General features: G+C 64.5%; 27 protein-coding genes and 4 tRNA genes. 18 read left to right on the top strand and 13 right to left on the bottom strand.

Annotated features, from left to right (window positions below; translation table 11 throughout):
* Positions 1–195 precede the first annotated feature (195 nt).
* The 11 genes from A4249_RS07400 to A4249_RS07350 form a co-directional block, all read right to left on the bottom strand.
* Entirely contained in the window at positions 196–513 is a 318-nt protein-coding gene (locus tag A4249_RS07400) for a hypothetical protein (RefSeq protein ID WP_066551783.1), read from the bottom strand.
* Positions 510–707 carry a hypothetical protein gene (locus A4249_RS07395; RefSeq protein WP_156494662.1) on the bottom strand — a complete coding sequence of 66 codons (198 nt, stop codon included), beginning with the start codon at positions 705–707 and terminating at the stop codon, positions 510–512. The genes A4249_RS07400 and A4249_RS07395 overlap by 4 nt, the downstream gene beginning before the upstream one ends.
* Before the next feature lie 148 nt (positions 708–855).
* A complete protein-coding gene (locus tag A4249_RS07390) occupies positions 856–3,189 on the bottom strand; it encodes a DNA-directed RNA polymerase (RefSeq protein ID WP_156494661.1) in 2,334 nt (777 codons plus the stop codon).
* 147 nt (positions 3,190–3,336) lie between these two features.
* A complete protein-coding gene (locus tag A4249_RS07385) occupies positions 3,337–5,049 on the bottom strand; it encodes a recombinase family protein (RefSeq protein WP_066551780.1) in 1,713 nt (570 codons plus the stop codon).
* Between the two features lie 310 nt (positions 5,050–5,359).
* Positions 5,360–6,124 (bottom strand): exopolysaccharide biosynthesis protein, encoded by a 765-nt coding sequence (locus A4249_RS07380; protein ID WP_197458483.1) that lies wholly within the window; start codon positions 6,122–6,124, stop codon positions 5,360–5,362.
* 99 nt (positions 6,125–6,223) lie between these two features.
* Positions 6,224–6,409 (bottom strand): DUF3008 family protein, encoded by a 186-nt coding sequence (locus tag A4249_RS07375; protein ID WP_066551778.1) that lies wholly within the window; start codon positions 6,407–6,409, stop codon positions 6,224–6,226.
* 29 nt (positions 6,410–6,438) lie between these two features.
* Positions 6,439–7,608: an isovaleryl-CoA dehydrogenase gene (locus A4249_RS07370; RefSeq protein ID WP_066551777.1), complete on the bottom strand. Its 1,170-nt coding sequence runs from the start codon at positions 7,606–7,608 to the stop codon at positions 6,439–6,441.
* A gap of 43 nt (positions 7,609–7,651) precedes the next feature.
* Positions 7,652–8,806 carry a lysozyme gene (locus A4249_RS07365; protein WP_156494660.1) on the bottom strand — a complete coding sequence of 385 codons (1,155 nt, stop codon included), beginning with the start codon at positions 8,804–8,806 and terminating at the stop codon, positions 7,652–7,654.
* Between the two features lie 78 nt (positions 8,807–8,884).
* Complete coding sequence (mgtE, locus tag A4249_RS07360; protein WP_066551775.1) at positions 8,885–10,303, bottom strand: magnesium transporter; 1,419 nt, start codon at positions 10,301–10,303, stop codon at positions 8,885–8,887.
* A 65-nt stretch (positions 10,304–10,368) separates the two neighbouring features.
* A tRNA-Leu gene (locus tag A4249_RS07355) sits at positions 10,369–10,453 on the bottom strand.
* Positions 10,454–10,539: 86 nt separating this feature from the next.
* On the bottom strand, positions 10,540–10,791 hold the full coding sequence (locus A4249_RS07350) for a FliM/FliN family flagellar motor switch protein (RefSeq protein ID WP_017505209.1): 252 nt from the start codon (positions 10,789–10,791) through the stop codon (positions 10,540–10,542).
* Between the two features lie 65 nt (positions 10,792–10,856).
* Here A4249_RS07350 and lipB point away from each other — a divergent pair, with 65 nt between their 5' ends.
* From lipB to A4249_RS07330, 4 genes are all read left to right on the top strand, one after another.
* Positions 10,857–11,573 carry a lipoyl(octanoyl) transferase LipB gene (lipB, locus tag A4249_RS07345; protein WP_066551774.1) on the top strand — a complete coding sequence of 239 codons (717 nt, stop codon included), beginning with the start codon at positions 10,857–10,859 and terminating at the stop codon, positions 11,571–11,573.
* Positions 11,574–11,700: 127 nt separating this feature from the next.
* Entirely contained in the window at positions 11,701–13,185 is a 1,485-nt protein-coding gene (locus A4249_RS07340) for a hypothetical protein (RefSeq protein ID WP_066551773.1), read from the top strand.
* Between the two features lie 74 nt (positions 13,186–13,259).
* Complete coding sequence (gene msrB, locus A4249_RS07335; RefSeq protein ID WP_066551772.1) at positions 13,260–13,754, top strand: peptide-methionine (R)-S-oxide reductase MsrB; 495 nt, start codon at positions 13,260–13,262, stop codon at positions 13,752–13,754.
* Positions 13,755–13,802: 48 nt separating this feature from the next.
* Positions 13,803–14,390: a hypothetical protein gene (locus tag A4249_RS07330; RefSeq protein WP_197458482.1), complete on the top strand. Its 588-nt coding sequence runs from the start codon at positions 13,803–13,805 to the stop codon at positions 14,388–14,390.
* A 66-nt stretch (positions 14,391–14,456) separates the two neighbouring features.
* On the opposite strand, the gene A4249_RS07325 is transcribed toward A4249_RS07330, so the two are convergent.
* A tRNA-Thr gene (locus tag A4249_RS07325) sits at positions 14,457–14,531 on the bottom strand.
* 110 nt (positions 14,532–14,641) lie between these two features.
* On the opposite strand from A4249_RS07325, the gene A4249_RS07320 reads away from it, so the two are divergent.
* The 14 genes from A4249_RS07320 (at position 14,642) to A4249_RS07260 (ending at position 23,322) form a co-directional block, all read left to right on the top strand.
* Positions 14,642–14,839 carry a hypothetical protein gene (locus A4249_RS07320; RefSeq protein ID WP_055754875.1) on the top strand — a complete coding sequence of 66 codons (198 nt, stop codon included), beginning with the start codon at positions 14,642–14,644 and terminating at the stop codon, positions 14,837–14,839.
* 102 nt (positions 14,840–14,941) lie between these two features.
* Positions 14,942–16,231, top strand: a complete 1,290-nt coding sequence (gene murA, locus A4249_RS07315; protein WP_066551771.1) for a UDP-N-acetylglucosamine 1-carboxyvinyltransferase — start codon at positions 14,942–14,944, stop codon at positions 16,229–16,231.
* Positions 16,221–16,706, top strand: a complete 486-nt coding sequence (locus tag A4249_RS07310; protein ID WP_066551770.1) for a DUF2948 family protein — start codon at positions 16,221–16,223, stop codon at positions 16,704–16,706. Before murA ends, A4249_RS07310 begins: the two co-directional genes overlap by 11 nt.
* Positions 16,703–17,170 (top strand): UPF0262 family protein, encoded by a 468-nt coding sequence (locus A4249_RS07305; RefSeq protein WP_017505201.1) that lies wholly within the window; start codon positions 16,703–16,705, stop codon positions 17,168–17,170. The genes A4249_RS07310 and A4249_RS07305 overlap by 4 nt, the downstream gene beginning before the upstream one ends.
* Before the next feature lie 103 nt (positions 17,171–17,273).
* Positions 17,274–17,492: a translation initiation factor IF-1 gene (gene infA, locus A4249_RS07300; protein ID WP_008261544.1), complete on the top strand. Its 219-nt coding sequence runs from the start codon at positions 17,274–17,276 to the stop codon at positions 17,490–17,492.
* Positions 17,493–18,074 (top strand): Maf family protein, encoded by a 582-nt coding sequence (locus A4249_RS07295; protein ID WP_066551769.1) that lies wholly within the window; start codon positions 17,493–17,495, stop codon positions 18,072–18,074.
* Positions 18,071–19,105 (top strand): ribonuclease E/G, encoded by a 1,035-nt coding sequence (locus A4249_RS07290; protein ID WP_066551768.1) that lies wholly within the window; start codon positions 18,071–18,073, stop codon positions 19,103–19,105. The genes A4249_RS07295 and A4249_RS07290 overlap by 4 nt, the downstream gene beginning before the upstream one ends.
* Positions 19,106–19,108: 3 nt before the next feature.
* On the top strand, positions 19,109–19,273 hold the full coding sequence (locus A4249_RS16320) for a DNA gyrase inhibitor YacG (RefSeq protein WP_082854100.1): 165 nt from the start codon (positions 19,109–19,111) through the stop codon (positions 19,271–19,273).
* A 63-nt stretch (positions 19,274–19,336) separates the two neighbouring features.
* Positions 19,337–19,412: transfer RNA gene (locus A4249_RS07285), tRNA-Phe, on the top strand.
* Between the two features lie 532 nt (positions 19,413–19,944).
* Positions 19,945–20,826 carry a MotA/TolQ/ExbB proton channel family protein gene (locus A4249_RS07280; RefSeq protein WP_017505197.1) on the top strand — a complete coding sequence of 294 codons (882 nt, stop codon included), beginning with the start codon at positions 19,945–19,947 and terminating at the stop codon, positions 20,824–20,826.
* 5 nt (positions 20,827–20,831) lie between these two features.
* Entirely contained in the window at positions 20,832–21,266 is a 435-nt protein-coding gene (locus A4249_RS07275; RefSeq protein WP_055754882.1) for a biopolymer transporter ExbD, read from the top strand.
* Positions 21,267–21,280: 14 nt separating this feature from the next.
* Positions 21,281–22,000, top strand: coding sequence for an energy transducer TonB (locus tag A4249_RS17075; RefSeq protein ID WP_055754883.1), 720 nt, complete (start codon positions 21,281–21,283; stop codon positions 21,998–22,000).
* Positions 22,001–22,150: 150 nt separating this feature from the next.
* Positions 22,151–22,227: transfer RNA gene (locus A4249_RS07265), tRNA-His, on the top strand.
* 108 nt (positions 22,228–22,335) lie between these two features.
* On the top strand, positions 22,336–23,322 hold the full coding sequence (locus tag A4249_RS07260) for an aldo/keto reductase (protein ID WP_066551767.1): 987 nt from the start codon (positions 22,336–22,338) through the stop codon (positions 23,320–23,322).
* 72 nt (positions 23,323–23,394) lie between these two features.
* On the opposite strand, the gene A4249_RS07255 is transcribed toward A4249_RS07260, so the two are convergent.
* Complete coding sequence (locus tag A4249_RS07255) at positions 23,395–23,817, bottom strand: DUF2147 domain-containing protein (protein WP_066551766.1); 423 nt, start codon at positions 23,815–23,817, stop codon at positions 23,395–23,397.
* Between the last annotated feature and the right edge of the window lie 36 nt (positions 23,818–23,853).

The following is a 23,853-nucleotide window of genomic DNA, read 5'->3' as shown; positions in this document are numbered from 1 at the left end:
CTACGCCACGGCCCCGTAAAGAGTTGGCCAAGGCGGAAGGCGCATGTCCTGTCTGCGGGACAGCGTTTCAGATCATCCGATCATCGAAGAAATTCTGCTCGCAGCTTTGTCGTGAAAAGGCTCGATACCGAGCGGTGCGAGCAGAGGTGAAGCCGACGCCCGTGCACTGCGGCCAATGTCAGGGGGCTATCACCGTCAACAAGGCGGGTCGTCCGCCGAAATATTGCGGGGCCACTTGCCGGGCAAAGGCGTGGAAAAAATCACGGGTCCGATAACCGTATCGTCGCCCCACATCCTGAATGCGAAGGCGCCGAAGTCGTCGGCGATAGAGATTACTGTCCCGCCGGTGGGTTGAAGGCCCATGACGTAGAGGTCATTCCATTCATGCTCGATCTCTTGCGATAGCAGCCAAGCCGACGCTTCGTCCGCCAAGTCAGTCGGCATGAGGAAGTGCGAGACCGGCGACTGCAACAGCCGCACAAATCCGACGATCACACCGACATCGGGGATCAAACGAAACGGCGCAGTTCATTTTCCGCATAGTCGCGGATCGCCTGAACGTGGACGGTATGGTCTGCTTCGGCATCCGACATCATGCGGAGCGAGCGCGTGACCTCTTCGTGTGGATTGATCCCGGCGCCCAACGCCATAGCGACAGCGGCGAGGAACGTGGCGCGAATCTGATCCGCCGGGTCGAGGTTCGACACACGGTCCAGAACGAGGAAGGCGGGTTCACGCAGGACGGCGACGGTCGATGCGCTTCGAACTCGGTCGCCGAGATTAGGGTCTGAAAAAATCATGGGATGTTTCGGTCTCTCAATAGGGAGTTAGGATGCATTCATTGGCTCAAGGCATTTAGTGGAAAAGGTAATCCGACCGGCGGACCTCGTTGATGTCGAAGTCGCCCATTGCCGGAAGTGGCGGGAGCTTGTCGGCGTAAGCTTCCGGTAGCTGTGCGATCAGTTCGTCACGCAGCATGGCCAGCCTGTCCACGCTGTATTGATCGGCGAACGTCTCTCGCAGAATCGAGCGCAGTTCGAAGACACGACAGGCGTGAACCCCGAAACTGTCATGGACCACGGACAGGTCATAGATGCCCGCGTCATGACAGGCGTTGGCGACGGCCATGAGGTGGGCCGCATCCATGGAGTGGATGAAGTTCGGGCTGATACCGTTGACCTGACGCTGACCGTCGATGCCCGGCGCACTGTGCTGAAGGTTGATCTGAAGCCGCTTGTTCTTGTGAAAGACCGTCATCCGGTCCTTGCGACGGCGGGGATAGGTTTGCAGGACCGGAAGGCCGGTCGGCGTCGTCCACCAAATCGGCTGACCAGCGGCGGTCATCACCTTGGCCGCTTCGCGCAGCCACGCCATGGCGGTCGAGGCGGCGACTACCGTGTCCGAGATCGCATCCCAGAGGGTGTAGGAAAGGTAGAGCGACGAGGCGTAGTTGTCGGCCGTCCCAAGGTGGGGCTGACCGTTGGCGTCCAGTTCGCGGAGCGTCTGATAGATCATGTCCGTCATGCCGAACCGGGTCGCGCTGTAGGTGAAGGTCATGCAGGGACGCTTGGCGACCTTGCGCGTGACCAGTCCGCCTCGCCATGCGACTGCCCTTTCGTCGGCATCCTGATCGACGAGGGCTTGAGCCTTCGCCGCCACGTCCGAATAGATGTCCTGCGGCCGGTCATCCGGCACAAGGTTGACGGCCTTCGCCCCTACAGGATCGCGGAGCATCGCACTAAAATGCTGCAAACCGCTGTTCGAACCGTCGAGGCTGACCGGCAGGTGGCTGATGAAGTCGGCGCCCTCGCGGATGTAGCCCGCCCATTCGATGCAAGCGGCCAGAGCCATGAAGGGGCTGTCCGCTTCGGCCCAGAAGCGGGCGCCGTCGAGAGGGTTGTTCGCGCTGTCCAGAACCAGATGCTCGTTCGCCCAGAACCAAGCCATGCGTTCGTCGTGCGAGACCTTATCGACCCCGAACAATCCGGCGATGTGGATGGCGAGCGCACCCGCTCCGGCGTCGGTGATCGGATGGCCTTCGGCGAAGGTCAGCAGAGCCTTGCAGATGTCGTCGCCCTGCGGATTGGGACCGGCGGACGGGATCGGATAGACGCGGCCTCGGAAGTCCACGCTGTGCGGGAAGAAGATCGCCTCTTCGTCCGCGAACTTTTCCGCGACCCATAGACGCTGACTGATCGCCAGTCGCTTCGATAGGTTGGCCGAGTTCAGGTCGTGGATGTCGGCGGCCTCGCGCTTCCAGCGGGCTTTCACCTGTTCGTCGTGAGCGAACTCGGGCGGGCGAGGCGGGAGATCGAGCGGTTGTCGATTGGGTAGACCACCCAAAACGCCGCCCCCGTCCCAAACCTCACGGATGACATCGAGGATCGGCCGGTTGATTCGCCAAGCCGTCGATTGGATCGCGTTCACGGCCGAGTAAACGGCGGACATTTCGACTTTGCGGAGATGTTCGTGATAGGCGGCGTTCGTCTGCTTCACGAGGCGCGCACCCGGCGTCTTGGTGACGTAGCCGCCACGGAACGGCGTGGTCCATCGGCGCGGCGGGACGATCATCGGAAGATGCATCGGCTCCAACAGTTCGCAGCGGGCGTGCTGTTGTTCGAGCCAACGGTGAACGGCCTCGGTCGGTCGAATGACCTTCGTGCCGCGCGCGATGCTCTCGATAACGAACAGGCCGGTCACATCGCAGAACAGTTCGAGGGCCTTGGCCCCCGCGCGAACGCGCTGTTGCAGGGTGAACGTGCGGTCCACCCCGTGTTCGATCATGATGTCCTTGATGGCCTTGCGCTTCTTGCTCGTGACCAGAGAGGAAGCGTTCTGCTGGGACTTGAGCAGCCCCTTGAAGACATCCTTCCGGTTCTGGCGAAGGCCGTCCATCTGGATGTGTTCGATAATGGCGTTGGCGACCGCGATGCAGGTGGCGGTGAACTTCATGCCGCTTGCGGCGGCGTCGAGTGCGACCCGCCCTGTCAGATAGGCGGCCTCGTCGGCTCCGATCTGCGACAGGATCAGGTGGGCGTCCACGCCGCGCGCCGCGCCGCCATGATCCACGCGCTCGCAAAACTCACGGATCGCAGCGGCGGTCGGCTCGGTCGCCAGCTTGAGAAGTTGACGGCCGGGTGGAAGGTCCGCCTCTTCGTCAGCGGCGCGGGTCTCGTTGCGCCACGGCATGGGTCGGCTCGCACGATAGCGGCTTGCGCCGAGCGCGCGTGACTCGTTCTCAAGGTCGATCTGACGAGCGACCTTCTGTCGATATGTTTCGGTGTTCACCTCGATATTTATCGAGGCAGGGCCTGCCCTTAAGGGCGGCGAGAATCCTTAAGCGGCTTGGCTCCGGCGTCGGAAATACTCGTGGAGAGTCGCGATCTTCTGCGGGTCGGGCTGGACACCAAGCGAACCATGAAGATAGCCGACGCCGGTCTCCGGGTTGAGGATGTGGGCGCCCAAGTCGAACTCTGCGAGCAGGTTTCCCCTGTCGTCGAACTTGAAGCCGCGCACATTCCCGACGAGCGTCATCGTGAAGGTCTTCTGCTCCTTGCCTTCGAACTCGTCCTTGGTGTCGATCTCGACCCTCTCGACGACGGTCTGAATGGCTTGAGCCACCTTCATCCGGGCGGCGGTGCTGATTGATTCGTCCTCGTGGTTGATCGCCTCGCGCACTTCCCAGACCCGGCGCATGTGAGCGGCCTGACTGACAGCACCACGGGCGGCGTCGAGGGCGAGAATCGCTTCCTCTCGCCGTGCCTTGGTCGCGACCATGGTTCGCTCAATCTCGGAGCGCATGTCCAACATCGTCTGATCGGGGTCGTCCGCGCCAAGAATCATCTTCAAGAGACGTTTCGACTTGGCGGTCTGGTCGGCGATCAGCTTGTCGAGTTCAGCGACCTTCGTCACGAGCGGGCGGGTCTCGTCGGCCTTGGAGAAAAACCGATCATCCAAGGCCAGATGCAGCATCTGGGTAAGGGCGGCGTCTTCAAACGCCCGGTAGCGAATCGACGTGGCCTGATCGCACTTGCGGCCCCGGAAGACGTGAGAGCAAATCAGATTGGCGCGGGGGGTAGGGCCGTTTCTCAAGGTCATCCGGCCCCCACAGCCAGCGCAGCGGGCCACGGACTGGAAGAGATTGCGAAAGTTCATGCGGTGTCCACCGCCGGAACGCTGGCGCATCTTGCGGGCCGAGCGGGCGGCGGTCACGAGGTCAGCGTCTACGATCCGGGGATAGTAGTTCTCGATCTTCTCGAACGTCGCGGTCTTGCGGCCCTTGATAAGGCGCGTCGGCTGATGATCTCCCTCGACGGCAGGGGAGGCGATGATCTCGCTGATGAAGGTCGGTTCCCATCCGTGGCTTGCCTTCCCCCACGTCGGCACGTCGGCGTCGTTCAGCCGCTTGCCAACCGTTCGGGCGCCAACGCCTTCGGCCGTCCACTGGTAAATCTGGCGAACGAGTTCGGCGCGTTCCTCGACGATCTCGAATTTGCCAGCGACGACCTTGAGCCAGCCGGGGCAACGCGCGGACATGACGCGGCCCGTCGTCGCCGCCTTGGTGCGGTTGCGAGCTTGGGCGTCCATGATTCGTTCGGACTTCTGCTGACTTTCCTTCCACGCCAGTTCAGCGCGAATCAGGATTTCGATGTCCTCGACCATATTCGCTTGCAGGGTTTGGGCCGTGTAGACCCGCCCGCCGTCCACGGTGGCGATGCCGATGCCGAGGTCGGTGACATCTTCCAACCAACGCCGGGTGATCTTCCGCTCCTGACGGCTGAACCGATCCAGCTTCTCCGCAAGAAGGACGGTTCCCGGCGCGATCTCGCCCGCCATGATCCTCTTATTCAGGATGCCAAGGTTTCCCTTTGAGAGGTGGTCGCCCTTCCATGCCGAGCGTCCCTTGTCGATGACCGGAGGTTCGGCCTCGACCCAACCCTCTCGCGCGATATGTGCGCGAGCGAGTTCAAGCTGACGTTCAATCGACGCGCCTTTCTCCTGCTGGATCGAGGAAAAGCGGACGTAGATGATGCAGGGCGTGACGGTCATGAGGCTCCACGAGCGGTTTCGGACGCTTTAGCCTCTCATGGAGTCGAAGGGCGTCAAGCATTTCGCCTCCCGATTCCGTGACTTGCCGACGCCGATTCCCGCTCCCATGTTCTGCTTCTGCGTCAGAGTGTGACGTGTAGCTGAAAGGAGGTGATCCAGTGTCTCATTGTCATCAATCGCGAGCGGCGACCGCGACCCTGGTCCTCGGAGAGGGCCTGGTCTGAGCCTTTCAGACTGAGTTGCGGCCGGACCGTTCGCGGTCAGGCAATGAAGGGTCGTCGGGGAAACCCGGCGGCCCTTTTTGTCGCCGTCAGTGCAGCAGTTTGGCGAACCAGCCGGTCACGTGCTGGGCCACCTCGACCACCGTCGCCCAGATCAGGAACAGATAGAGGGCGCTGGCTGCGGTGGCGACGACGCCGAGCAGGATGGCGACCCCGTCGCGCTGCATCATGCCCAGGGCGAACAGAACCAGGGCGATGCCGGGCAGGGCGTCTCCAAACGGGATGGGCAAGGCCATGATCAGGGCCAGCACCACGCAGACCAAGCCTGTGAAGGTGTCGGCGACATCGCCGGTCAGCAGCGGCAGGCGAGGGCGGGTCAAGCGTTCGATGGCGCGGACCATCTTCAGGACGCTCAGGCCATTCGGGCGTCTGCGAACGGCGCGCCTCACGCCGTCGGAAAAGATGTACCGGCGCCCGGCGATCCGCACCTTTGCCGACAGCACCCAGCGACGCAGCCAGGGCGGGGCTGCGAACGGCGTGGCGATCAAGGAATTGTAGGCGGCGCGGGACACCGAGGCCTTCAACATCCAGCGCGGCAGCCACACACTCTGTCTCTGGAAGGCCAGTTCCAGAGACATCAGGATGATCGGTACGGCGAAGACCGCCTTGCCGCCGGGCGGCCAGGGCAGGAGCGCCAGCAGCGACAGGATCAGGATCATGGCCCCAAAGCCGCGCTCGCCGAACGACGCCACCAGTTCGGCCATGGTCAGCTTGGGTTCGGGGGCGTGGCCGAGGTCTTCAAGAACGTCGGAGAACCGCCGCAGGTCGTCGTTCGGGGGCGGTTGGGCGGGCATCAGGCGGGGCGCTCGGCTGGAGATTGCGCCCATCTAGGCGGTCGGCGCGCGGATCGCCACTTACAGAACGGACAGGCGATGAGATAAATCGACTGTGTCTCAGTCCTGCACGTGCTCGGGCTTGCCCTTGCGCTTGGTCTCGGCCAGGTCTTCCAGCTGCTTTTCCGTCATGGACTCGACCATGGACTTGGACGCGCCCTTCAGCTTCGACTTCGGCGTGTCTCCACGCTTGGCGGACAGGGCGGCACCGGCGGCCTTTTGCTGAGCGACGGATTTTGCGGGCATGGTCTGTCTCCTTGTGCGGAGACAAGCCGTCAGCCGCCCAGCAGTTCCCGTCCGATCAGGAAGCGGCGAATCTCGTTGGTGCCGGCGCCGATGTCATAGAGTTTGGCGTCGCGGACCAGGCGTTCAACCGGCCATTCCTTGGTGTAGCCGGCGCCGCCCAAGGCCTGAACGGCCTCCATCGTGACCTTCACCGCATTTTCAGACGCCAGCAGGATCGCACCCGCCGCGTCGTAGCGCGTTGTCAGGCCGGCGTCGCAGGCACGGGCGACCGAATAGACATAGGCGCGGGCGCTGTTCAGGGCGACATACATGTCGGCGATCTTGCCCTGCATCAGCTGGAACGAGCCAATGGGCTTTCCGAACTGCTTGCGGTCGCGGACGTAAGGCAAGACCACGTCGAGTGCGGCCTGCATGATGCCGAGCGGACCGGCGGCCAGAACGGCGCGCTCATAGTCCAGGCCGCTCATCAGCACGCCGGCGCCGCCGCCCAGCGGACCCATGATGTTGTCTTCGGGCACTTCGCAGTCCTCGAACACCAGTTCGGCGGTGTCCGAGCCGCGCATGCCCATCTTGTCCAGCTTCTTGGAGACGCTGAAACCCTTCATGCCCTTTTCGATCAGGAAGGCGGTGCAACCTTTTGATCCCGCATCCGGATCGGTCTTGGCATAGACGACAAGGGTGTCGGCATGCGGCGCGTTGGTGATCCAGAACTTCGTGCCGTTCAGGATGTAGCGATCGCCCTTCTTGTCGGCGCGGGTGCGCATCGACATGACGTCGGAGCCCGATCCGGCCTCCGACATGGCCAGCGAGCCGACATGTTCGCCGCTGATCAGCTTGGGCAGGTATTTCTGCTTCTGCTCGGGCGTGCCCCAGCGCCGAATCTGATTAACGCACAGGTTGGAGTGGGCGCCGTAGCTCAGGCCGATCGAGGCCGAGGCGCGCGACACTTCCTCCATCGCGACGACATGTTCGAGATAGCCCAAGCCAAGGCCGCCGAACTCTTCTTCGACGGTGATTCCATGCAGGCCCAATTCGCCCATCTCGGGCCAGAGTTCGCGTTTGAACTCGTTCTTTTCGTCGATCTCGGCGGCCAGCGGGGCCAGGCGATCGGCGGCCCAGCGGGCGGTGGTGTCGCGAATGGCGTCGGCGTTATCGCCAAGGCCGAATTCCATGGATTGGGGCGCGAAGGGAATGCTCATGCGCTAGGGCGTAGCATCGCGCACGGCCTTTCGCCAAGCGCTGTCAGACGCGGTCAGCCCGTCCCCAGCGCCGATAGCAGTTGTAGCCCGACACCCCGAGGCAGGCGGCGGCGACCAGGATCAGGACCCAGGCGACCGTGGCGGTGTCGCTGCTGTTCGATATCGACGCGCGGCGAAAGGCGGCCATGGCGACGCCGAGGCACAGGGCGCCTAGGCCGCCCATGATGACGAAGGTCAGGGTTTCCCCCAGGCCCGAGCGCCGCCTGGCCCGAGCGCGGGCCACGACCTCACGCGTGCTCAGCACGTCTTCGCTGGATGCCGTGTCACCCTCAATGGCCGGTGCGGCGGCGCTGTCGCCGGACGTGGCTTCGGCCAGTCCCGGCGCGGTCAGCACCACGCTGGTCTTTTGCGCATCGGCGAAGCCCGACGGCGTCTCAGGCTGTTTGGCCTCAACCGGCGCGTGGATGTCGTTGGCCGCGATGATCGGCGCAGCGACGGAGACGGTCTCCGATTGTCCGGTCAGCGGCACGACGTCCGGGACCGGGCCGACAGCCGTCGCGGCATAGGTGTTGTGCGGCTGAGGTGCGGTGGTCGCAGAGATGGCTTGAGCCAGCACCATGCCGTCCTGGGCCGGGAAGGGGGCGACGGCCTCATCCAGGGCGCCGTCGACGGCGGGGAGGGCCGGCTCGTCCGTCTCGAAAGGAGACGGCAGGGGCGCGGCCAAAAGATCCGCCAAGGTAACCGGCGCGCCGGGTGCGGCGTTGAACAGCGCGTGTTCAGCGGAACGACGGCGGGTTGGCGTCTCTGCGGCGGCTTCATCGGCCCAGGCGCTCAAAGACGCCGACGCCTGCCGGGCAGACCCCGCATTCAACTGTTCGACCACGTCGGAGGCGGCAAACCTGTCAGCGCCGATGGAAAAGGCGAAACTGGCCAGGGCGTCGAACTGATGCTGGTTGAGGGGAACGCGGACATGATCGGTCACGGCCTGCACGACCGGGATCAGGTCGTATTGCATAAGCAGTTCGGCCTCGGCCTCGGACACCCTCGCGCCCTCGCGGGCCGACTGGGTGTGGCCATAGCCGATGACCCAGCGACCGTCGCTGCGCTGCATGGCCCGAGGCCGGAAGCCTTCGAAACTCTTGATCAGCAGGACGCCCTCGCGGGACACCTTGCTCGGTTTGGGGAGGACGTCAGACACAGTTGACCCAATTGGAAACAGGCGCGCGGCGCTCGCACCGCTCCCAGCAAGGGCCGCGCCGGATCGTCCGCGTCGTGTCTAGAGCAGCACCAGTGTGGCCAGACCAAGGAAGATCAAAAAGCCGAAGAAGTCGGTGGTCGCCGTTACGAACACGGCCGATGACACGGCCGGGTCGAACTTCAGCTTGGACAGGGTCAGGGGCGTCAGGACCCCGATCGAAGCGGCGACCAGCAGGTTCAGGATCATGGCCGCGCCTATCACCAGGCCGATCTTCCAGTCTTCGTCCCGGAACCAAAAGCCGGCCGCGATGCCGATTAGGGGGGCCAGGATCAGGCCGTTGGCCAGGCCGACCATCATCTCGCGCCAGAAGGTGCGCGGGGCGTTCGAACTGTTCAGCTCGCGCGTCGCCAGGGCGCGTACGGTCACGGTCAGGGCCTGGGTGCCGGCGTTGCCGCCGATGGCCGAGACGATCGGCATCAGGACGGCGAGGGCGACGATCTGCTGGATGGTGGCTTCGAACAGTCCGATGACGCTGGCGCCCAGCGCCGCCGTCGCCAGATTGATCGCCAGCCAGGGCACGCGACCGCGCACGATCTCGGGCACGGACGAACCGCGGTCCTCATCGGCGACACCGGCCAGACGCAGGATGTCCTCGCGGTTTTCTTCCTGAATGATGTTGACGATGTCATCGACGGTGATCTGACCGACCAGCCGTCCGGCCGCGTCCACGACGGGCGCCGAGATCAGGTGGTATTTCTCGAAGATGTAGGCGACTTCTTCCTGATCCTGATCGACGGCGATCTCGTTGATCGGCTCCATCAGATCGGTCAGGGCGACGGTTCGGGCGGCGCGTAGAAGACCGCTGATCGGCACGCCGCCGACCGGACGGTTCAGCGGATCGACGACATAGATGTCGAAGAAAAGCTCGGGCAGGTCGTCGCCCTGTTTGCGGATGTGGTCGATGGTGTCGCCCACGCTCCAGAACTGGGGCGCGGCCATCACCTCGCGCTGCATCAGGCGGCCGGCGGACTCTTCCGCATAGCCCAGGCTGCTTTCGATGGCGGCGCGATCGACTTCGGGCATGGCGGCCAGAACGCGTTCGCGCTGGTCGTCTTCCAGGTCTTCGACGACGGCGGCGGCGTCGTCGGAATCCAGTTCCTGCAACGCCTCGGCCAGGGTGCCGTGCGGGACCCGCTCCAGCACCTCTTCGCGGATATTGTCGTCGAGCTCGGGCAGGGTCTCGGCCAGAAGCTCGGGCGGCAACCACAGCACGACGACGGCGCGGTGTTCCGCCGTCAGAAAGCCCATCAGGTCAGCGACGTCGGCCGGGTGCAGGTCTTCCAGCAGCGAGCGCAGCCGCATCCCGTCGCCGTCGTCGGCGGCGTCCACGACTTTCTCGACGAATTGAGGGGTGAGGACATAGTCCTCGTCCAGGGCGGCGTGGTCTTCGTTATCGAGCGTCTCGTCTGGAGCAAAGGCGGTGTCCGTGGTGCTCACGTGGTCGCCTCCCTTGGTAGAATGTCCAGCCGTACTTAGCCGATGAATCGCCCTGTTTAGCCAGATGGTGCGGTCGAGAAGACTCGAACTTCCACGGGTTGCCCCACAGCGACCTCAACGCTGCGCGTCTACCAATTCCGCCACGACCGCTCGCATCGGAGCGGCGGCGAATAGACGAAGCCGTTGGAAAAGGAAAGGGCGAAATGAACGACGCAAAGACGTCGCGGATCAAAGCCTCAGGCCGACCCGGCCATGAAGTCGTACACGTCCGCCTGGCGGGTGACGGTGATGGCGATTCGGTCGTCGCGGATCTCGATCTCGCCCCGCGCGACCGGATAGTTGTTGGCCAGGATCCAAACCTCGTCGCCCTCTGCAGCGTCCAGGGGAATCACCGCGCCGCGACCCATGCGCAGCAGTTGCGACATCGGCAGCACCGAGCGACCCAGCACGACTGAGATTTCGACATCGACGGCGTTGATCTGGGTCACGTAAAGCTCTCATCACTGGAGGGCCGTCTCTTGCAGAAACGCCCTGGCGACCACATTGAAGCGTCATGCTTGCTGAGCCGTTAAGCCCGTCCCTTCAGAAACTGTGTCTCGACGATGGCCGACCGGTCGAATGGGCCGTGTCGAAAGGCTACATCGACTATGCGGCCGCGGAGGCTTTCATGGAGGCGCGCGTCGCCGCCATTGCGGCCGGCGAGGCGAATGAGATGGTCTGGTTGCTGGAACATCCGCCGCTGTACACAGCCGGCGTCTCGGCCAAGGACGACGACCTTCTGGATGCCGGCCGGTTTCCAGTGCATCGCACGGGGCGAGGTGGACAGTTCACCTATCACGGCCCGGGACAGCGCGTGGCCTATGTGATGCTGGACCTTAATCGGCGCGGCAAGGACGTCCGGTGCTTCGTGCGCGGGCTTGAGTTGTGGCTGATCGGCGCCCTGGATACGTTCGGCGTAAAGGCCGACATCCGGCCGGGTCGCGTGGGCGTGTGGGTCGAGCGCAAGGGGGCGGGCTGGTCGCGTGAGGACAAGATCGCCGCCATTGGCGTCAAGGTCCGCAAATGGGTCAGCTTCCACGGCATCAGCCTGAACGTGGAGCCGGATCTGGAGAATTTCGGCGGCATCGTCCCTTGCGGCATTCAGGAACACGGCGTCACCAGCCTGGTCGATCTCGGCGTTCTGGCGACGATGGACGAGGCGGACGAGGCCTTGAGGCGCAGCTTCGATCGGATCTTCGGCGCAGCGGTCGAGGCGCCGGCGCCGCTTTGATGCGCGCCGCATCGCCGCAGCCCATGTGACAATCGGGCGAAATCCCGCGCGGCGGGGTTGGCAAGCGCCGGACGCATGGGGTTTAACCTTTCCCACGAGCTTGAAATCAAAGGCCGCAGGAAACCCCATGAACCGAATGATCGCCGCCGCATCGGCCGCCGTTCTGTCGCTGACCGTCGCCGCCGGCGCCGCTGTCGCACAGGATTTTCGCGCCCTGGCGCAGCAAGACCTCCAAGCCGCGCATGACGCCCTGGCCGCCAACCACCCTGCCGCCGTGATTCCCGGCGCGCCCAGCGAAGCGTTTCGCAGCTGGATCAATGCCGGCCTGACCGATGCGCAAGGCAAGGTGGGACGCGTGAACAGCGGCGACAGCCACGCCTATCTGATGCGCTACTATGCCAACGGCTTCCGCGACTCGAACATCGCGATTCGCCCGACCTATGAAGGCCTTGGCCCCTTCTTCGCGACCAGCTGGCCGGGCGTGACCACGGCGTGGCGCAACGGCGAATATGTCGTCTCCTATGTGAAGCCCGGCGTTCGCAACGTGCCGCCGCTCGGCGCGACCCTGGTCAAATGCGGCGACAAGACCGCCGCGCAGTTGGCCGAAGAGCGGCTGGACCGCTGGGAAGGCGACCTCACGACGGAAGCCGGACGTGTCCACACCGCCCCCTATCTGCTGTGGAACCGCAATAACCCGTTCACCGGCGGCGTTCCGTCGCTGTGCACCTTCAAGGTCGGGCGTCGCGATCGTGACTTCCAGATGCAGCCCCAGCCGGCCGACGCCGCCAGCCTGGAAGCCGCCTATCGCGCCACTGTCTATACGCCGGGCGCCAATCCGTTGTCGGTCGAGACGGTCGACGGCCGTCCGTGGATCAACGTTCACACCCTGGCTGACGACGCCGGATGGGACGCCTTCTACGCCGCTGTCGAAGCCCAACTGCCCGCCATTCGCAGCGCGCAGGGTCTGGTCATCGATCTGCGCGGCGCAAACGGCGCTTCGCTGAATGCGACGGGCAAGGGCTATGGCCTGGCCAACCGCATCTGGACGCCGGAGTTCACCGTCAGCCGTCAGCCTGAAGCCGGCTCGATCACCTACCGCGCCACGCCCGCGAACCGTCAGTGGTTCGCCGACACCTTGGCGCGCATGCAGGCCGATCCGCGCTTCGTCGCCGAGTCCGGTCCGGTGATCGAACAGACCCAGGCCATCGTCGCCGCCTTCGATTCGGCCCTGGCCGCCAACCAGCCGACCTTCACCATGCCGGGTCGTCCTTCAATGGCGGACACGGGCGCAGCAAACCCCGTGGCGGGTCCGGTCGTGGTCCTGGTCGACAGCGGCTGCACCAGCGGGTGCCTGGATACGCTGGATCTGCTGACGCGCCTGCCGAACGTGCGCCTGGCCGGATCGGTGACGGCGGAGGATTCGATCTTCATCGAGCCGACCGTTCTGCGCCTGCCGTCGAACTATGCCGAGCTGACCTATGGTCATAAGGCCTGGACCACGCGCCAACGCGGCAACGATGCGCCCTTCACTCCGGCACAGGGCCTTGCCTATACCGGATCGGCGACGGACGAGGCGGCCGTGCGCGCCTGGGTCGGCACCCTGTTCCAATAAGGAAACAGCCGGTCGAATGAACGAGGGGCGGGCAGGGGGTGGAACCCTTGGCCCGCCCTTCTTATTTGCAGTCCATGACCGATCTCGCCCAAACCTCCAAAACCCTTCGTTCGCCGTCGGGCTATGACCTGACCCCGCCGAACGCCGAAGAACGCGCCCGGCTCGAAGCCGATCTGAATTCTGAGGAAAAGCGCGTCCTTCTGTCTCACGGCACGGAGGCTCCCTTCTGCGGCACTTTGCTTGGCGAGAAGCGGGCCGGCGTCTTCTGCTGCCGCGAATGCGGCTTGCCGTTGTTCAAGAGCGGAACGAAGTTCGAAAGCGGCACCGGCTGGCCCAGCTTCACCCAGCCGGTCGATGAAGCGCATGTCCACGCGATCCGCGACACCAGCTACGGCATGATCCGGATAGAGACCCAATGCGCCCGGTGCGGCAGCCACCAGGGTCACGTCTTCCCCGACGGCCCGCCGCCCACCGGAAACCGCTATTGCATCAACTCGGTCGCGCTCAGTTTCGTGGCCGAGGGCGACGCCCTGCCGGACCCCCTGAACCGCGGCGACGGCATCGCCTGACCTTGGCCTCAATCGCTGTGCTAGGATGATGTCGAACGGAGGTGGCCTATGCTGATCGCAAGTCTCTTGGCGGGTGTGGCTTTGGCGGCGTCGGACGGTGATCCGGACGGCGTGGTGACGACGGCGCCGACAAACGCGCCCACTCTGGCTCAGGCCCTGGCGGCGGCGCCTGAGGCGTCGTTGACTGCGCCGACGGCTCAGGACGCCGCCCCACACGGCATGACCACCGAACAGCAGATCCAGAACTGGATCAGCGCGCGCACGCCCGGCGCCAGCTTTGACGAAAGCGCAGAGCCGGGCGCGCCGGCCGAGCGCAAGATGCATGGCATGGTCGAGGCCGGGATCGGCACCGGCGGCTATCGCAGCTATGGCGCGGCGGTTTCCTTGCCCGTCGGCGAGAACGGCCGCCTGGACCTAGCCTACCGCGAAGGCCGCAATGAACCTTGGGGATATGGCTACGGCGGCTATGGTCTGCGCGGACCGGGCTTCTACTCGCCTTATGGCGGCGGCTGGCGCGGTCGAGGCTATGGGGCCGACACCACGACCAAGTCGATGTCTATGGGGTTCAGCTGGAGCAAGGACGGGGACGCGAATGACCGCGATCCCTATCGCCGCGGCCTGTACGGCTACGACTGAAGGCTTTTTTGTCCGATCTGGAAATCAAAAAGGCCCGGCGAAAGCCGGGCCTTTTCAAGTCTCAGATGGTGCCGCCGGGGGGAATCGAACCCACGACCTCAGCCTTACCAAGGATGCGCTCTACCACTGAGCTACGGCGGCCCCGACTGAGGAAGCGGCCGTATAGCCAAACCCTTCCGGGGAGGGAAGCGGCTTTTTGACGATCTGAAAGAAAGTTTGGACATGGCCCGTGATCACGGCATCATCGCGCCATGACTCGCACGCCGCATGACGCCGATACGCCCTCCGCCGCCGCGCAGGCGACGCCGATCGTCGAATCGGGGCCCGAATTCGAAAAGGCGCGCGCCAAGGCGGAAAAGGCCATGCGGCTGGCCTCGGCGCTCCGGGCCAATCTGCGGCGGCGCAAGGCGCCGGCGCGCACGCCGGCTGCACCACGCGACAGCAACTGAAAGTCATCGGCTCGCGATCACGCAGCCCTTTGGCAAGCGCTCGCCGGCTTGCTAGAGAACCTTCCCCCCGAGGCGTTGGCATCGGGCGCGCTTAAGGACGTCATGGACAGCATCGCCATTCAGGGCGGCGCCCAGCTTTTCGGGGACATTCCCGTCAGCGGCGCCAAGAACTCCGCCATCAAGCTGATGGCCGCCTCGATCCTGACGGATCAGCCCTTGCTGCTGACCAACATGCCGCGTCTGGCCGACACCCGGTTCCTGGGTCAGTTGCTGCGCCAGTTCGGCATCGAAGTGACTGAGCGTGACAATGCGGACGGGCAAGAGAGCCTGTTCCACGCCAAGGACCTAACCTCGACCTTCGCGCCCTATGATCTGGTGCGCCAGATGCGGGCTTCGTTCAATGTGCTGGGGCCGTTGCTGGCGCGCACAGGCGAAGCCAAGGTCTCGCTGCCGGGCGGCTGCACCATCGGCGCGCGTCCAGTAGATCTGCACCTGCAGGCGCTGACGGCGCTGGGCGCCGAGATCGAGCTGGACGAAGGCTATGTCACCGCCCGCGCGCCCAAGGGCCTGAAGGGCGCCGAGATCGAGTTCCCCTTCGTCTCCGTCGGCGCCACCGAACACGCGCTTCTGGCCGCTGTGCTGGCTGAAGGCACGACTGTCCTGCGCCGTGCGGCGCGCGAACCCGAGATCGGCGATCTGGCCCACTGTCTGACGGCCATGGGCGCCAGGATCGAGGGAATCGACACCGACGTCCTGACCATCACCGGCGTCTCGTCGCTGAATGGAACGACCTGGTCTGTGATTCCCGACCGGATCGAGATGGGCTCCTACGCCGTCGCCGCCGCCATGGCGGGCGGCGAGGTGCGTCTGACCAAGGCGCGGGCGGGACTGATCGGTTCGCTGACCGACAAGATGTTGGAGGCGGGCGTCGAGGTCTCGCCGACCGTTGATGGCGTTCTGATCAAGCGCGATCCGAAGCAGCGCCTGAAGGCCGTGGACGTCGAGACGGCCATCTATCCGGGCTTCGCCACCGATCTCCAGGCCCAGTTCATGGCGCTGATGACGACGGCGGAGGGCGTCAGCACGGTTCGCGAGACGATCTTCGAGAACCGCTTCATGCATGTGCCGGAGTTGGCGCGACTGGGCGCCGACATTTCGGTTCACGCCGGAGAGGCGCACGTCAACGGCGTCGAAATTCTGCACGGCGCGCAGGTGATGGCCACGGATCTTCGGGCCTCGATGTGCCTAGTCATCGCGGGCCTCGTCGCCGAGGGCGAAACGACGGTCGGACGCGTCTATCATTTGGATCGCGGTTTCGAGCGTTTGGAAGAAAAGCTCGGCGCGTGCGGAGCCGACATCCGCCGCATAAAGGGAACAGGTGATGAGCACTGAGATCGACGGCGTCATCCCCGAAGCCAAGGCGCCGGTCGAACCGCTGCGTCTGCTGGCCGAGGACGCCGACGATCTTCAGATCATCTCCGCCGCGCTCCAGGACGCCATCCTGCGCCCCGTCGACATCGTCTGGGAAAAGGCGGCCCGGACCCTGACCATCGCCTTCAGCCGCTTCTGCTGGGAGTGCGGCGGGACGCGGGTGATGTGCGCCATGCAGTTCGGCGACGTTCTGGCGGTCAAGAGCCGTCGTCTGTCGCGCAGTCCCGACGCCTCGCTCGAACTGCTCGCGCTCGACTTCATTCCGACCGAGGACCTGAGCGGGCGCGTCATTCTGATGTTCGCCGGCGGCGGTGATCTGCGAATCGACGTCGAATGCCTGGACGCCGTGGTCACGGACATCTCCGACCGCTGGCCCGCGCGCATCGCGCCGACCCACCTGGACACGCCCGAACTGGACGAAGGGACTGCGGCATGAGCGCCGATCACAAGCTGGCCTCGGTCGAACTGGACGCCGCGACCCTGCCGGCGGCGACGGCCGAGATCGAGCACGAGCGTCGCGTCGCCATCTTTGATCTGGTCGAGAAGAACAGCTTCGAGCCCGTCGGCGCCGAGGGCGGACCCTACAGGCTGAAGCTGTCGCTTCAGGACAATCGTCTGGTGTTCGACATCGACGGCGAGAACTTCACGCGCACCTACGCCATAAGCCTGACGCCGCTGAAGGGCGTGATCAAAGACTATCTGATGATCTGCGACAGCTACTATGAGGCTCTGCGCGGATCCTCGGCCAGCCAGATCGAATCGGTCGATATGGGCCGGCGCGGCCTTCACAACGAAGGGGCCGAGCAGCTGAAGACGCGACTGGACGGCAAGATCGTGGTCGATCACGAGACGTCGCGGCGCCTGTTCACATTGCTCTGCGCCCTCTACCGTCGCGGCTGACCTCGACTATCTCTGTGTTTTCGGGCATTAGGCCCGTCCATTCCGCCCCTCGCGCCCGCCCGGCGTGGGGTCGAACGCATATTCAACGGGCGTGAGAGGCCGCATGGCTAAGGAAGAACTGCTCGAGTTTCCCGGGACCGTCAGCGAACTGCTGCCGAACGCCACCTTCCGCGTGACGCTCGAGAACGACCACGAGATCATCGCCCACACCGCCGGCAAGATGCGCAAGAACCGCATCCGCGTTTTGGCCGGCGACAAGGTGCTGGTCGAAATGACCCCCTACGACCTGACCAAGGGTCGCATCACCTATCGCTTCAAGTAAGTGGCTGCGGGTCGCCCCGAACTGGTGCTGGCTTCGGCCAGCCCGCGCCGCATCGAACTGCTGGCGCAGGTCGGGATCACGCCCGACCATATCGATCCTGCCGACATCGACGAGACGCCTCTGAAGGGCGAGACCCCGCCGCGTCTGGCCGAACGGCTCGCCACCTCGAAGGCCCTGGTTGTCGCAGAACGCCGTGCCGACGCGGTGGTCATCGCCGCCGATACGGTTGTCGCTGTCGGGCGTCGTTTTCTGGAGAAGGCGGCGGACGAGGCCGAGGCGACACGCTTTCTGAAACTGCTGTCCGGCCGCAATCACCGCGTCTTCACCGGCGTCGCCGTCTGGCGCGAAGGAAAACTATCGTCGCGCGTCAACGAAACCCGCGTGACCTTCAAACCCTTGTCGGACCACGAGATCGCATCCTACGTCGCTACGGGCGACTGGCGTGGCAAGGCCGGGGGCTATGGCATCCAGGGCCCGGCGGCCGCCTTCATCCAGCGAATCGTCGGCAGCCATCCGTCTGTGATGGGCCTGCCCGTCTATGAGGCCGTCCAGCTTTTGAACGGCGTCGGCTGGCGTTCATGAGCGGTGCAGTCGAGGTCTTCCTCGACGAGACGCCTGGCGAGACGCGTGGCGCCATCATGCGCGACGGCCGCTACACCCATCTTCTGATCCATCGCGACGATGATATGGCGCAGACCCGGCTCGGCGCCCGCTCGGTGGGGCGTGTCATCGAGGTGAATCCCGGCTTGCGCGGCGCCTTCGTCGATATCGCCGCACCGGCCGCCGCCTTTCTGCCGTTCCCGAGAAATGACCGAATTACCCAAGGCCAGCGGCTGGAAGTCGTCGTCACCGCCGAACCTCGTGCCGGAAAAGGGGCGGCAGTTCGGTATGTAGGACCGGGGGAGGGGACGCCCCGCCTGATTCAGCCCGCACCCAGCATCGCCGAACAGTTGCGCGATCTCGCGCCCGGCGAGGAATCAGTCACCGGCATCGCCGCTATCGACGCCGTGGTCGAGGCGGAGGAGGAGGCTCTGGCTCAATCGATCGTTTTCGCCTCGCATGGGATCGATCTCGCCATCGAACGCACGCGCGCCCTGGTGGCTGTGGACATCGACTTCACCTCCACCCCCGGTCGTGATCCGAAACAGGCAAGGGCGGCTGCGAATCGCGAGGGGTTGAAACAGGCGGCGCGGCTGACCGGCCTGCGGAACTGGGGCGGCCTGGTCGTCATCGACATGATCGGGGACGGTACGGACGCGGAGGCCCAGGCCAAGGTTGCGCGGGCCGCGTTCGGTCACGAACCCCAGGCCGTCTTCGGACCCGTCAGTCGGTTCGGCCTGTTGCAGATGTCGCTTCCCTGGCGCCGTACGCCGATCGAGGAGGTTCTGCTCGGCGCCAGCGGACGCCCGTCTGTTCAAACACGAGCCTTGTCTTTCGTGCGCACTTTGCGGCGGCACCTTCTGGCCGATACCCTGTCGCCGCGCATCATCGCGCGTTGCGCGCCGGAAGAAGCCCTGATTGCTCAACCGCTGGCGGCTCGTCTGGGACCGCGAGCGGTGATCCAGGCCGATCCCGCGATCCCGGTTGGGCGCGGACGAATAGAAGAGGGGTGAGCCGTGGCTTCCTGTCCAATCTGCCGCAAGGCCGACGCCGATCCCAAGTACAAGCCCTTCTGCTCACGCCGCTGTTCGGACGTGGATCTTCAACGCTGGTTCACTGGCGGCTACGCCATTCCGGTCGCCCTGGACGAGGGTGCGGAAGATGATGACGAAAAGGACTGATTGGGCGCTGGACAGGCGGAAAAGCCTCCCCTATAGACCCGCCTCTCGCGACGCCGCGTCGGCGCCTGGATAGCTCAGCTGGTAGAGCAGCGGATTGAAAATCCGCGTGTCGGTGGTTCGAACCCGCCTCCAGGCACCATCTTTTCTTGCCCCACAAAAATCGATTGCACCGGCGCATTATCTTGCGCTGCGGCCTTTGCGCCGTCCTCGGCTTTCAGGCGGCTTGCAGCGATCAGCCCTACAATTTGCAGTATTGGGAAATGATCGCGCTCAGGATGGCCGTTTTGAACAAACTTGCTTCATCTGACGTCAGATCATCATCAAAATGTCGCGTGGCTGCACTCTAATGCGCCGGTTGGTGGAACTTTTCTCCATGTCTCTCGACGGGTTAAAAGCCCCTCTTGTCCCTTGACGCTCCGGTAAGGGTTCGTCAAAGGGTTGAGGCGCCTTCGCAAGAAGACGTTAATGCGGATCGCCGGGGACGTGTCTCCGAAGGTTCGACCAGCGGAGACGAGGCGGGCGACCGGTTCGATCTCCACCGAAGATTTCAGCGGGCTCTGATCCTCGAAAGGACGGGCGCGTTGAAGGAAACATTTCAGGTTGGGGGGCGGTCGCTGACTATGGCCGCACCTTTGGTTCCACGAGTCAGACCAAGCAGGAACTGGCGAATTATGCTGAACAGCAAAAAGACGAATATCCTTCTCGCCATGGCCGGCGCCGCCGCGCTGATGGCGAGCTCGCCGGTTCTGGCCCAGGCCCCGGCCGAGCCCACCCCGGCCGCCTCGACTGCGGCTCCCGCAGCCGCCGCTCCGGCTGCTGGCGAAGCTGATCCCGCAACGGTGAACGACGCCGTCGGCGGCGGTCACGGCGACATCACCCCGATCTCCATGTTCATGGAAGCCACGGTCGTCGTTAAGGTCGTCATGGCCGGCCTGCTGCTGGCCTCGATCCTGTCGTGGACCCTGCTGCTCATCAAGCTGTTCGAGTTCGGCGCTCTGAACCGCAAGACCGACAACTTCCTCGAAAACTTCCGCGGCGCCCGCACCATCGCTGACATGCGCGCTGTTTCGACCCAGGAAGAGTTCGACGGCAACCCGCTGGCCGACATGGCCGCCGCCGCCACCGAGGAAATCGAACTGTCGCGTCAATCGGGTCTGTCGGTCACCGGCGATCACCTCGACTCGGCTATGGCCCGCGCTCAGTCGGCTGTCGCCGCCGTGCAATCCGGTCTGGCCCTGCGCCTTTCGGGCGGCCAGCAGTTCCTGGCTTCGGTCGGCTCGATCGGTCCGTTCGTCGGTCTGTTCGGCACCGTGTACGGCATCATGAACTCCTTCATCGGTATCGCCCAGTCGAACACGACCAACCTGGCCGTCGTGGCGCCGGGTATCGCTGAGGCTCTTCTGGCCACCGGTATCGGTCTGTTCGCCGCTATTCCGGCCGTTGTCTTCTACAACTACTTCAACACCCGCATCGCTGCCTACGGCACGCGCGCCGACGGCTTCGCCGCTGAGCTGCTGAACGGCATCTCGCGTCAGCTCGACAAGGGGGCGTAAGACGGATGGCCGCCAAGATTAAATCGGGCGGCGCTGGCAACCTGCCTCAGGCCAACAGTGATATCAACGTTACGCCTTTCGTTGATATCATGCTGGTCCTGCTCATCATCTTCATGGTGGCGGCTCCGCTTGCCTCTGTGTCGGTGCCTGTCGAGTTGCCAATCGCCGTCGCCAAGGCGGCCCCGAACCCGCCCAAGCCGGTCTATATTTCGATCCAGAATGACGGCGACGTCTATGTGGGCGACTTCAAGACCGACGTCGGATCCCTGGGCGCCGATCTGAAAGAACAGATCGGTTCCCGGAACCCGGCCGATGAGCGGATCTTCATTCGGGGCGACCAGAACACCCGTTACGGCGACTTCATGCAGGTCATGAATGCGCTGCAGGATAACGGCTTCTATAGCGTTGCGCTGGTCGGCGAAGACCAGGCGACGAGTTAGGATGCGGAGATAGTATGACAGACGTCGAATATCATCGCAGTCGCTACGACGTACCCAAGAAGAAGGGCTTCATGGGGGTGTCCTACCCCGTGCTGATCGTCTGCCTGATGGTGGTCAGCATCTTGTTTGCGTTGCTGATCTTCTTTGTTCAGCAGTCCAAGTTCAAGCTGAAGGAGTTCAACTACGTCGACGAGTCCGTCGAGGTCGAGTTGGTCGAGCCGGTTCCGCCGCCTCCGCCGCCTCCGCCTCCGCCGCCTCCGCCGACGGATACGCCTCCGCCGCCGAAGCTTCAGGTGCGTGTGCCGGCTCCGGTCCCGAACATCGTCCCCCCTCCGCCGGTTAACATCACGCCGACGAAGAAGGAAGATCGGGTTGAATACACGGGTCCGCCCGTCAATATTCCTGGACCTCCGCCGCCGCCCGCGCCTCCGGCTCCGCCGCGTCCGTCGACGATCACTAACGTTCAGTGGTCGCGCCAACCGCGTCCGACGGCCGATGACTTCCCGGCGCGTGCGCTGGAGCGTGAAATCAGCGGTTCGGCTACGGTTGAGTGCACCGCGCGCTCCAACGGTGCTCCGGCGAACTGCCGCGTGATCTCGGAAGAGCCCGCAGGCATGGGCTTCGGCCGCGCCGCCATTCGGGTGGTTCAGCGTGGACAACTGTCCCCGCGGACCGTCGACGGCGCCGCTCAAGACGCGACCTTCCGCGTCCGGGTGCCCTTCACCCTCGGGTGATGGTCACGGCAACAGACAAGACGCCTCGGAGAGCAATCTCCGGGGCGTTTTTGTTTGCGACATCGCCGGCGAAATCTCCTGACGAAATATGAGGAAGGCGCTTGATCGCCTGCCGCAGGCCCGGTAGAGAACGCGCCTCGCGATGAGCGGGCCGCCTTAGCTCAGTTGGTTAGAGCGCCGGTTTGTGGAACCGGAGGTCCTCAGTTCAAGCCTGAGAGGCGGTACCATCGCAAAGCGCGGCCGGGCTTGCAGCCCGCCGTCGCCGCGACCATCTCCTGAGCATCGGTCGCCATATCTGTTTTTAGGCCGATCCCCACATCGACAGGAGAAGGCCCATGAAGACGCGCAAGTTTGGTGCGAACGGTCCCGAGGTTTCGGCCATTGGCCTGGGCTGCATGGGCATGAGCGCCTTCTACGGCGGCTCTGACGAAGCTCAGTCCACCTCCGTCATCCATCGCGCGCTCGATCTGGGAATCACCCTGTTCGACACCGCCGAAATGTACGGCCCTCATACGAACGAGGTGCTGGTCGGCAAGGCGCTGAAGGACCGGCGCGACCAGGCGTTCATCGCAACGAAATTCGGCATCAACTACAATGCCGACCGCACCAGGCTTATGACCGACGGCAGCCCGGCCAATGTGCGTCGCGCTATCGAGGGCAGCCTGCAACGCCTCGGCGTCGATCACGTCGATCTCTATTATCTGCACCGCGTCGATCCGGACACGCCGATCGAGGACACGGTCGGGGCGATGGCGGAACTGGTCAAGGAGGGCAAGGTCCGCTTCCTGGGGCTGTCCGAGGCCGCGTCCGACACCCTGCGCAAGGCGCATGCGACCCATCCGATCACGGCGCTGCAGACGGAATACTCGCTGTGGAGCCGCGAGCCGGAGGACGAACTGTTTGCAGTCGTGCGCGAACTGGGCATCGGCTTCGTGCCCTACAGCCCGCTGGGCCGCGGCTTCCTGTCGGGCGACATCACCTCGATCGATGACCTGGAAGCGGACGACTTCCGCCGCACCAATCCGCGCTTCATGGGCGAGAACTTCCAGAAGAACCTGGATCTGGTTGAGGCCGTGAAGGCCATTGCGTCGGATAAGGGCATAACCGCCGCTCAACTGGCGCTGGCCTGGGTGCTGGCGCAGGGCGAGGATCTGATCCCGATCCCCGGCACGCGCCGTATCGCGACTCTTGAGCAGAATGCGGCGGCCGTGGACGTCGTGCTGACGCCTGAGGATATCGCCCGGATCGAGGCCGTCTTCCCCAAGGGCGCGGCGACGGGGCATCGCTACGCCGAGGCGGCGCGGGCGGCGCTGAATCGCTGAGCTACAAGCCAAATGAAAAAGGCCCGGTCGGATCGCTCCGACCGGGCCTTTCGTATGTGGGGCGTCCTGATCCTACTGGATGCGGGTCCAGGTCTGGGTCTTGCATAGCGGAGCCACGATGCAGCCGCGTAGACGCAGGCTGTTGTCGTTTGTCAGGGTGATGGTGCCGCGATAGGTGCCGCCGTCGGCCGGGTTGTAGACCGAGCCATTACGCCATTCCGTCGGACCGCCGGTGAAGCCGGTCAGCATGGGCAGATTGCGCAGGGTGCGGTTCCGCAGCGAGGCGTCGCGATTGTTGGCGTCGCGCGCATTGGTGTCGCGGCGGATGTGGTCCGAGGTCACCAGCGTACCGCACAGCGCTTGGCCGCAGCGCGCGATCCGCACCTGACCGCCATTAGTCGGCGTCTGCCACAGGCCGGTTGGATCACCCGCCAGGGCCGGAGAGGCGAGGGCGCCCGCCAGGGTCGCTGCGGCCAGCATCATCTTGATCTTCATAGTCGTTCCCTTTCGTCGGGTCGGTCGCACCGCCCG

The sequence above is a fragment of the Brevundimonas sp. GW460-12-10-14-LB2 genome (genome assembly GCF_001636925.1).
In the GTDB taxonomy this organism is placed as follows: Bacteria; Pseudomonadota; Alphaproteobacteria; order Caulobacterales; family Caulobacteraceae; genus Brevundimonas; species Brevundimonas vesicularis.
The sequence above is the reverse complement of the archived record's forward strand: the minus strand, read 5'-3'. Positions and strand labels throughout refer to the sequence as shown.

Excerpts from the sequence above, each read along its gene's own strand:
- A4249_RS07390 (WP_156494661.1), bottom strand. The coding sequence starts at position 3,189 with ATGCCGTGGCGCAACGAGACCCGCGCCGCTGACGAAGAGGCGGACCTT.
- A4249_RS07385 (WP_066551780.1), bottom strand. The coding sequence starts at position 5,049 with ATGACCGTCACGCCCTGCATCATCTACGTCCGCTTTTCCTCGATCCAG.
- A4249_RS07380 (WP_197458483.1), bottom strand. The coding sequence starts at position 6,124 with ATGCCCGCCCAACCGCCCCCGAACGACGACCTGCGGCGGTTCTCCGAC.
- A4249_RS07375 (WP_066551778.1), bottom strand. The coding sequence starts at position 6,409 with ATGCCCGCAAAATCCGTCGCTCAGCAAAAGGCCGCCGGTGCCGCCCTG.
- A4249_RS07370 (WP_066551777.1), bottom strand. The coding sequence starts at position 7,608 with ATGAGCATTCCCTTCGCGCCCCAATCCATGGAATTCGGCCTTGGCGAT.
- lipB (WP_066551774.1), top strand. The coding sequence starts at position 10,857 with ATGCTTGCTGAGCCGTTAAGCCCGTCCCTTCAGAAACTGTGTCTCGAC.
- A4249_RS07340 (WP_066551773.1), top strand. The coding sequence starts at position 11,701 with ATGAACCGAATGATCGCCGCCGCATCGGCCGCCGTTCTGTCGCTGACC.
- msrB (WP_066551772.1), top strand. The coding sequence starts at position 13,260 with ATGACCGATCTCGCCCAAACCTCCAAAACCCTTCGTTCGCCGTCGGGC.
- A4249_RS07330 (WP_197458482.1), top strand. The coding sequence starts at position 13,803 with ATGCTGATCGCAAGTCTCTTGGCGGGTGTGGCTTTGGCGGCGTCGGAC.
- A4249_RS07320 (WP_055754875.1), top strand. The coding sequence starts at position 14,642 with ATGACTCGCACGCCGCATGACGCCGATACGCCCTCCGCCGCCGCGCAG.
- murA (WP_066551771.1), top strand. The coding sequence starts at position 14,942 with ATGGACAGCATCGCCATTCAGGGCGGCGCCCAGCTTTTCGGGGACATT.
- A4249_RS07310 (WP_066551770.1), top strand. The coding sequence starts at position 16,221 with ATGAGCACTGAGATCGACGGCGTCATCCCCGAAGCCAAGGCGCCGGTC.
- A4249_RS07305 (WP_017505201.1), top strand. The coding sequence starts at position 16,703 with ATGAGCGCCGATCACAAGCTGGCCTCGGTCGAACTGGACGCCGCGACC.
- infA (WP_008261544.1), top strand. The coding sequence starts at position 17,274 with ATGGCTAAGGAAGAACTGCTCGAGTTTCCCGGGACCGTCAGCGAACTG.
- A4249_RS07290 (WP_066551768.1), top strand. The coding sequence starts at position 18,071 with ATGAGCGGTGCAGTCGAGGTCTTCCTCGACGAGACGCCTGGCGAGACG.
- A4249_RS07280 (WP_017505197.1), top strand. The coding sequence starts at position 19,945 with ATGCTGAACAGCAAAAAGACGAATATCCTTCTCGCCATGGCCGGCGCC.
- A4249_RS07275 (WP_055754882.1), top strand. The coding sequence starts at position 20,832 with ATGGCCGCCAAGATTAAATCGGGCGGCGCTGGCAACCTGCCTCAGGCC.
- A4249_RS17075 (WP_055754883.1), top strand. The coding sequence starts at position 21,281 with ATGACAGACGTCGAATATCATCGCAGTCGCTACGACGTACCCAAGAAG.
- A4249_RS07260 (WP_066551767.1), top strand. The coding sequence starts at position 22,336 with ATGAAGACGCGCAAGTTTGGTGCGAACGGTCCCGAGGTTTCGGCCATT.
- A4249_RS07255 (WP_066551766.1), bottom strand. The coding sequence starts at position 23,817 with ATGAAGATCAAGATGATGCTGGCCGCAGCGACCCTGGCGGGCGCCCTC.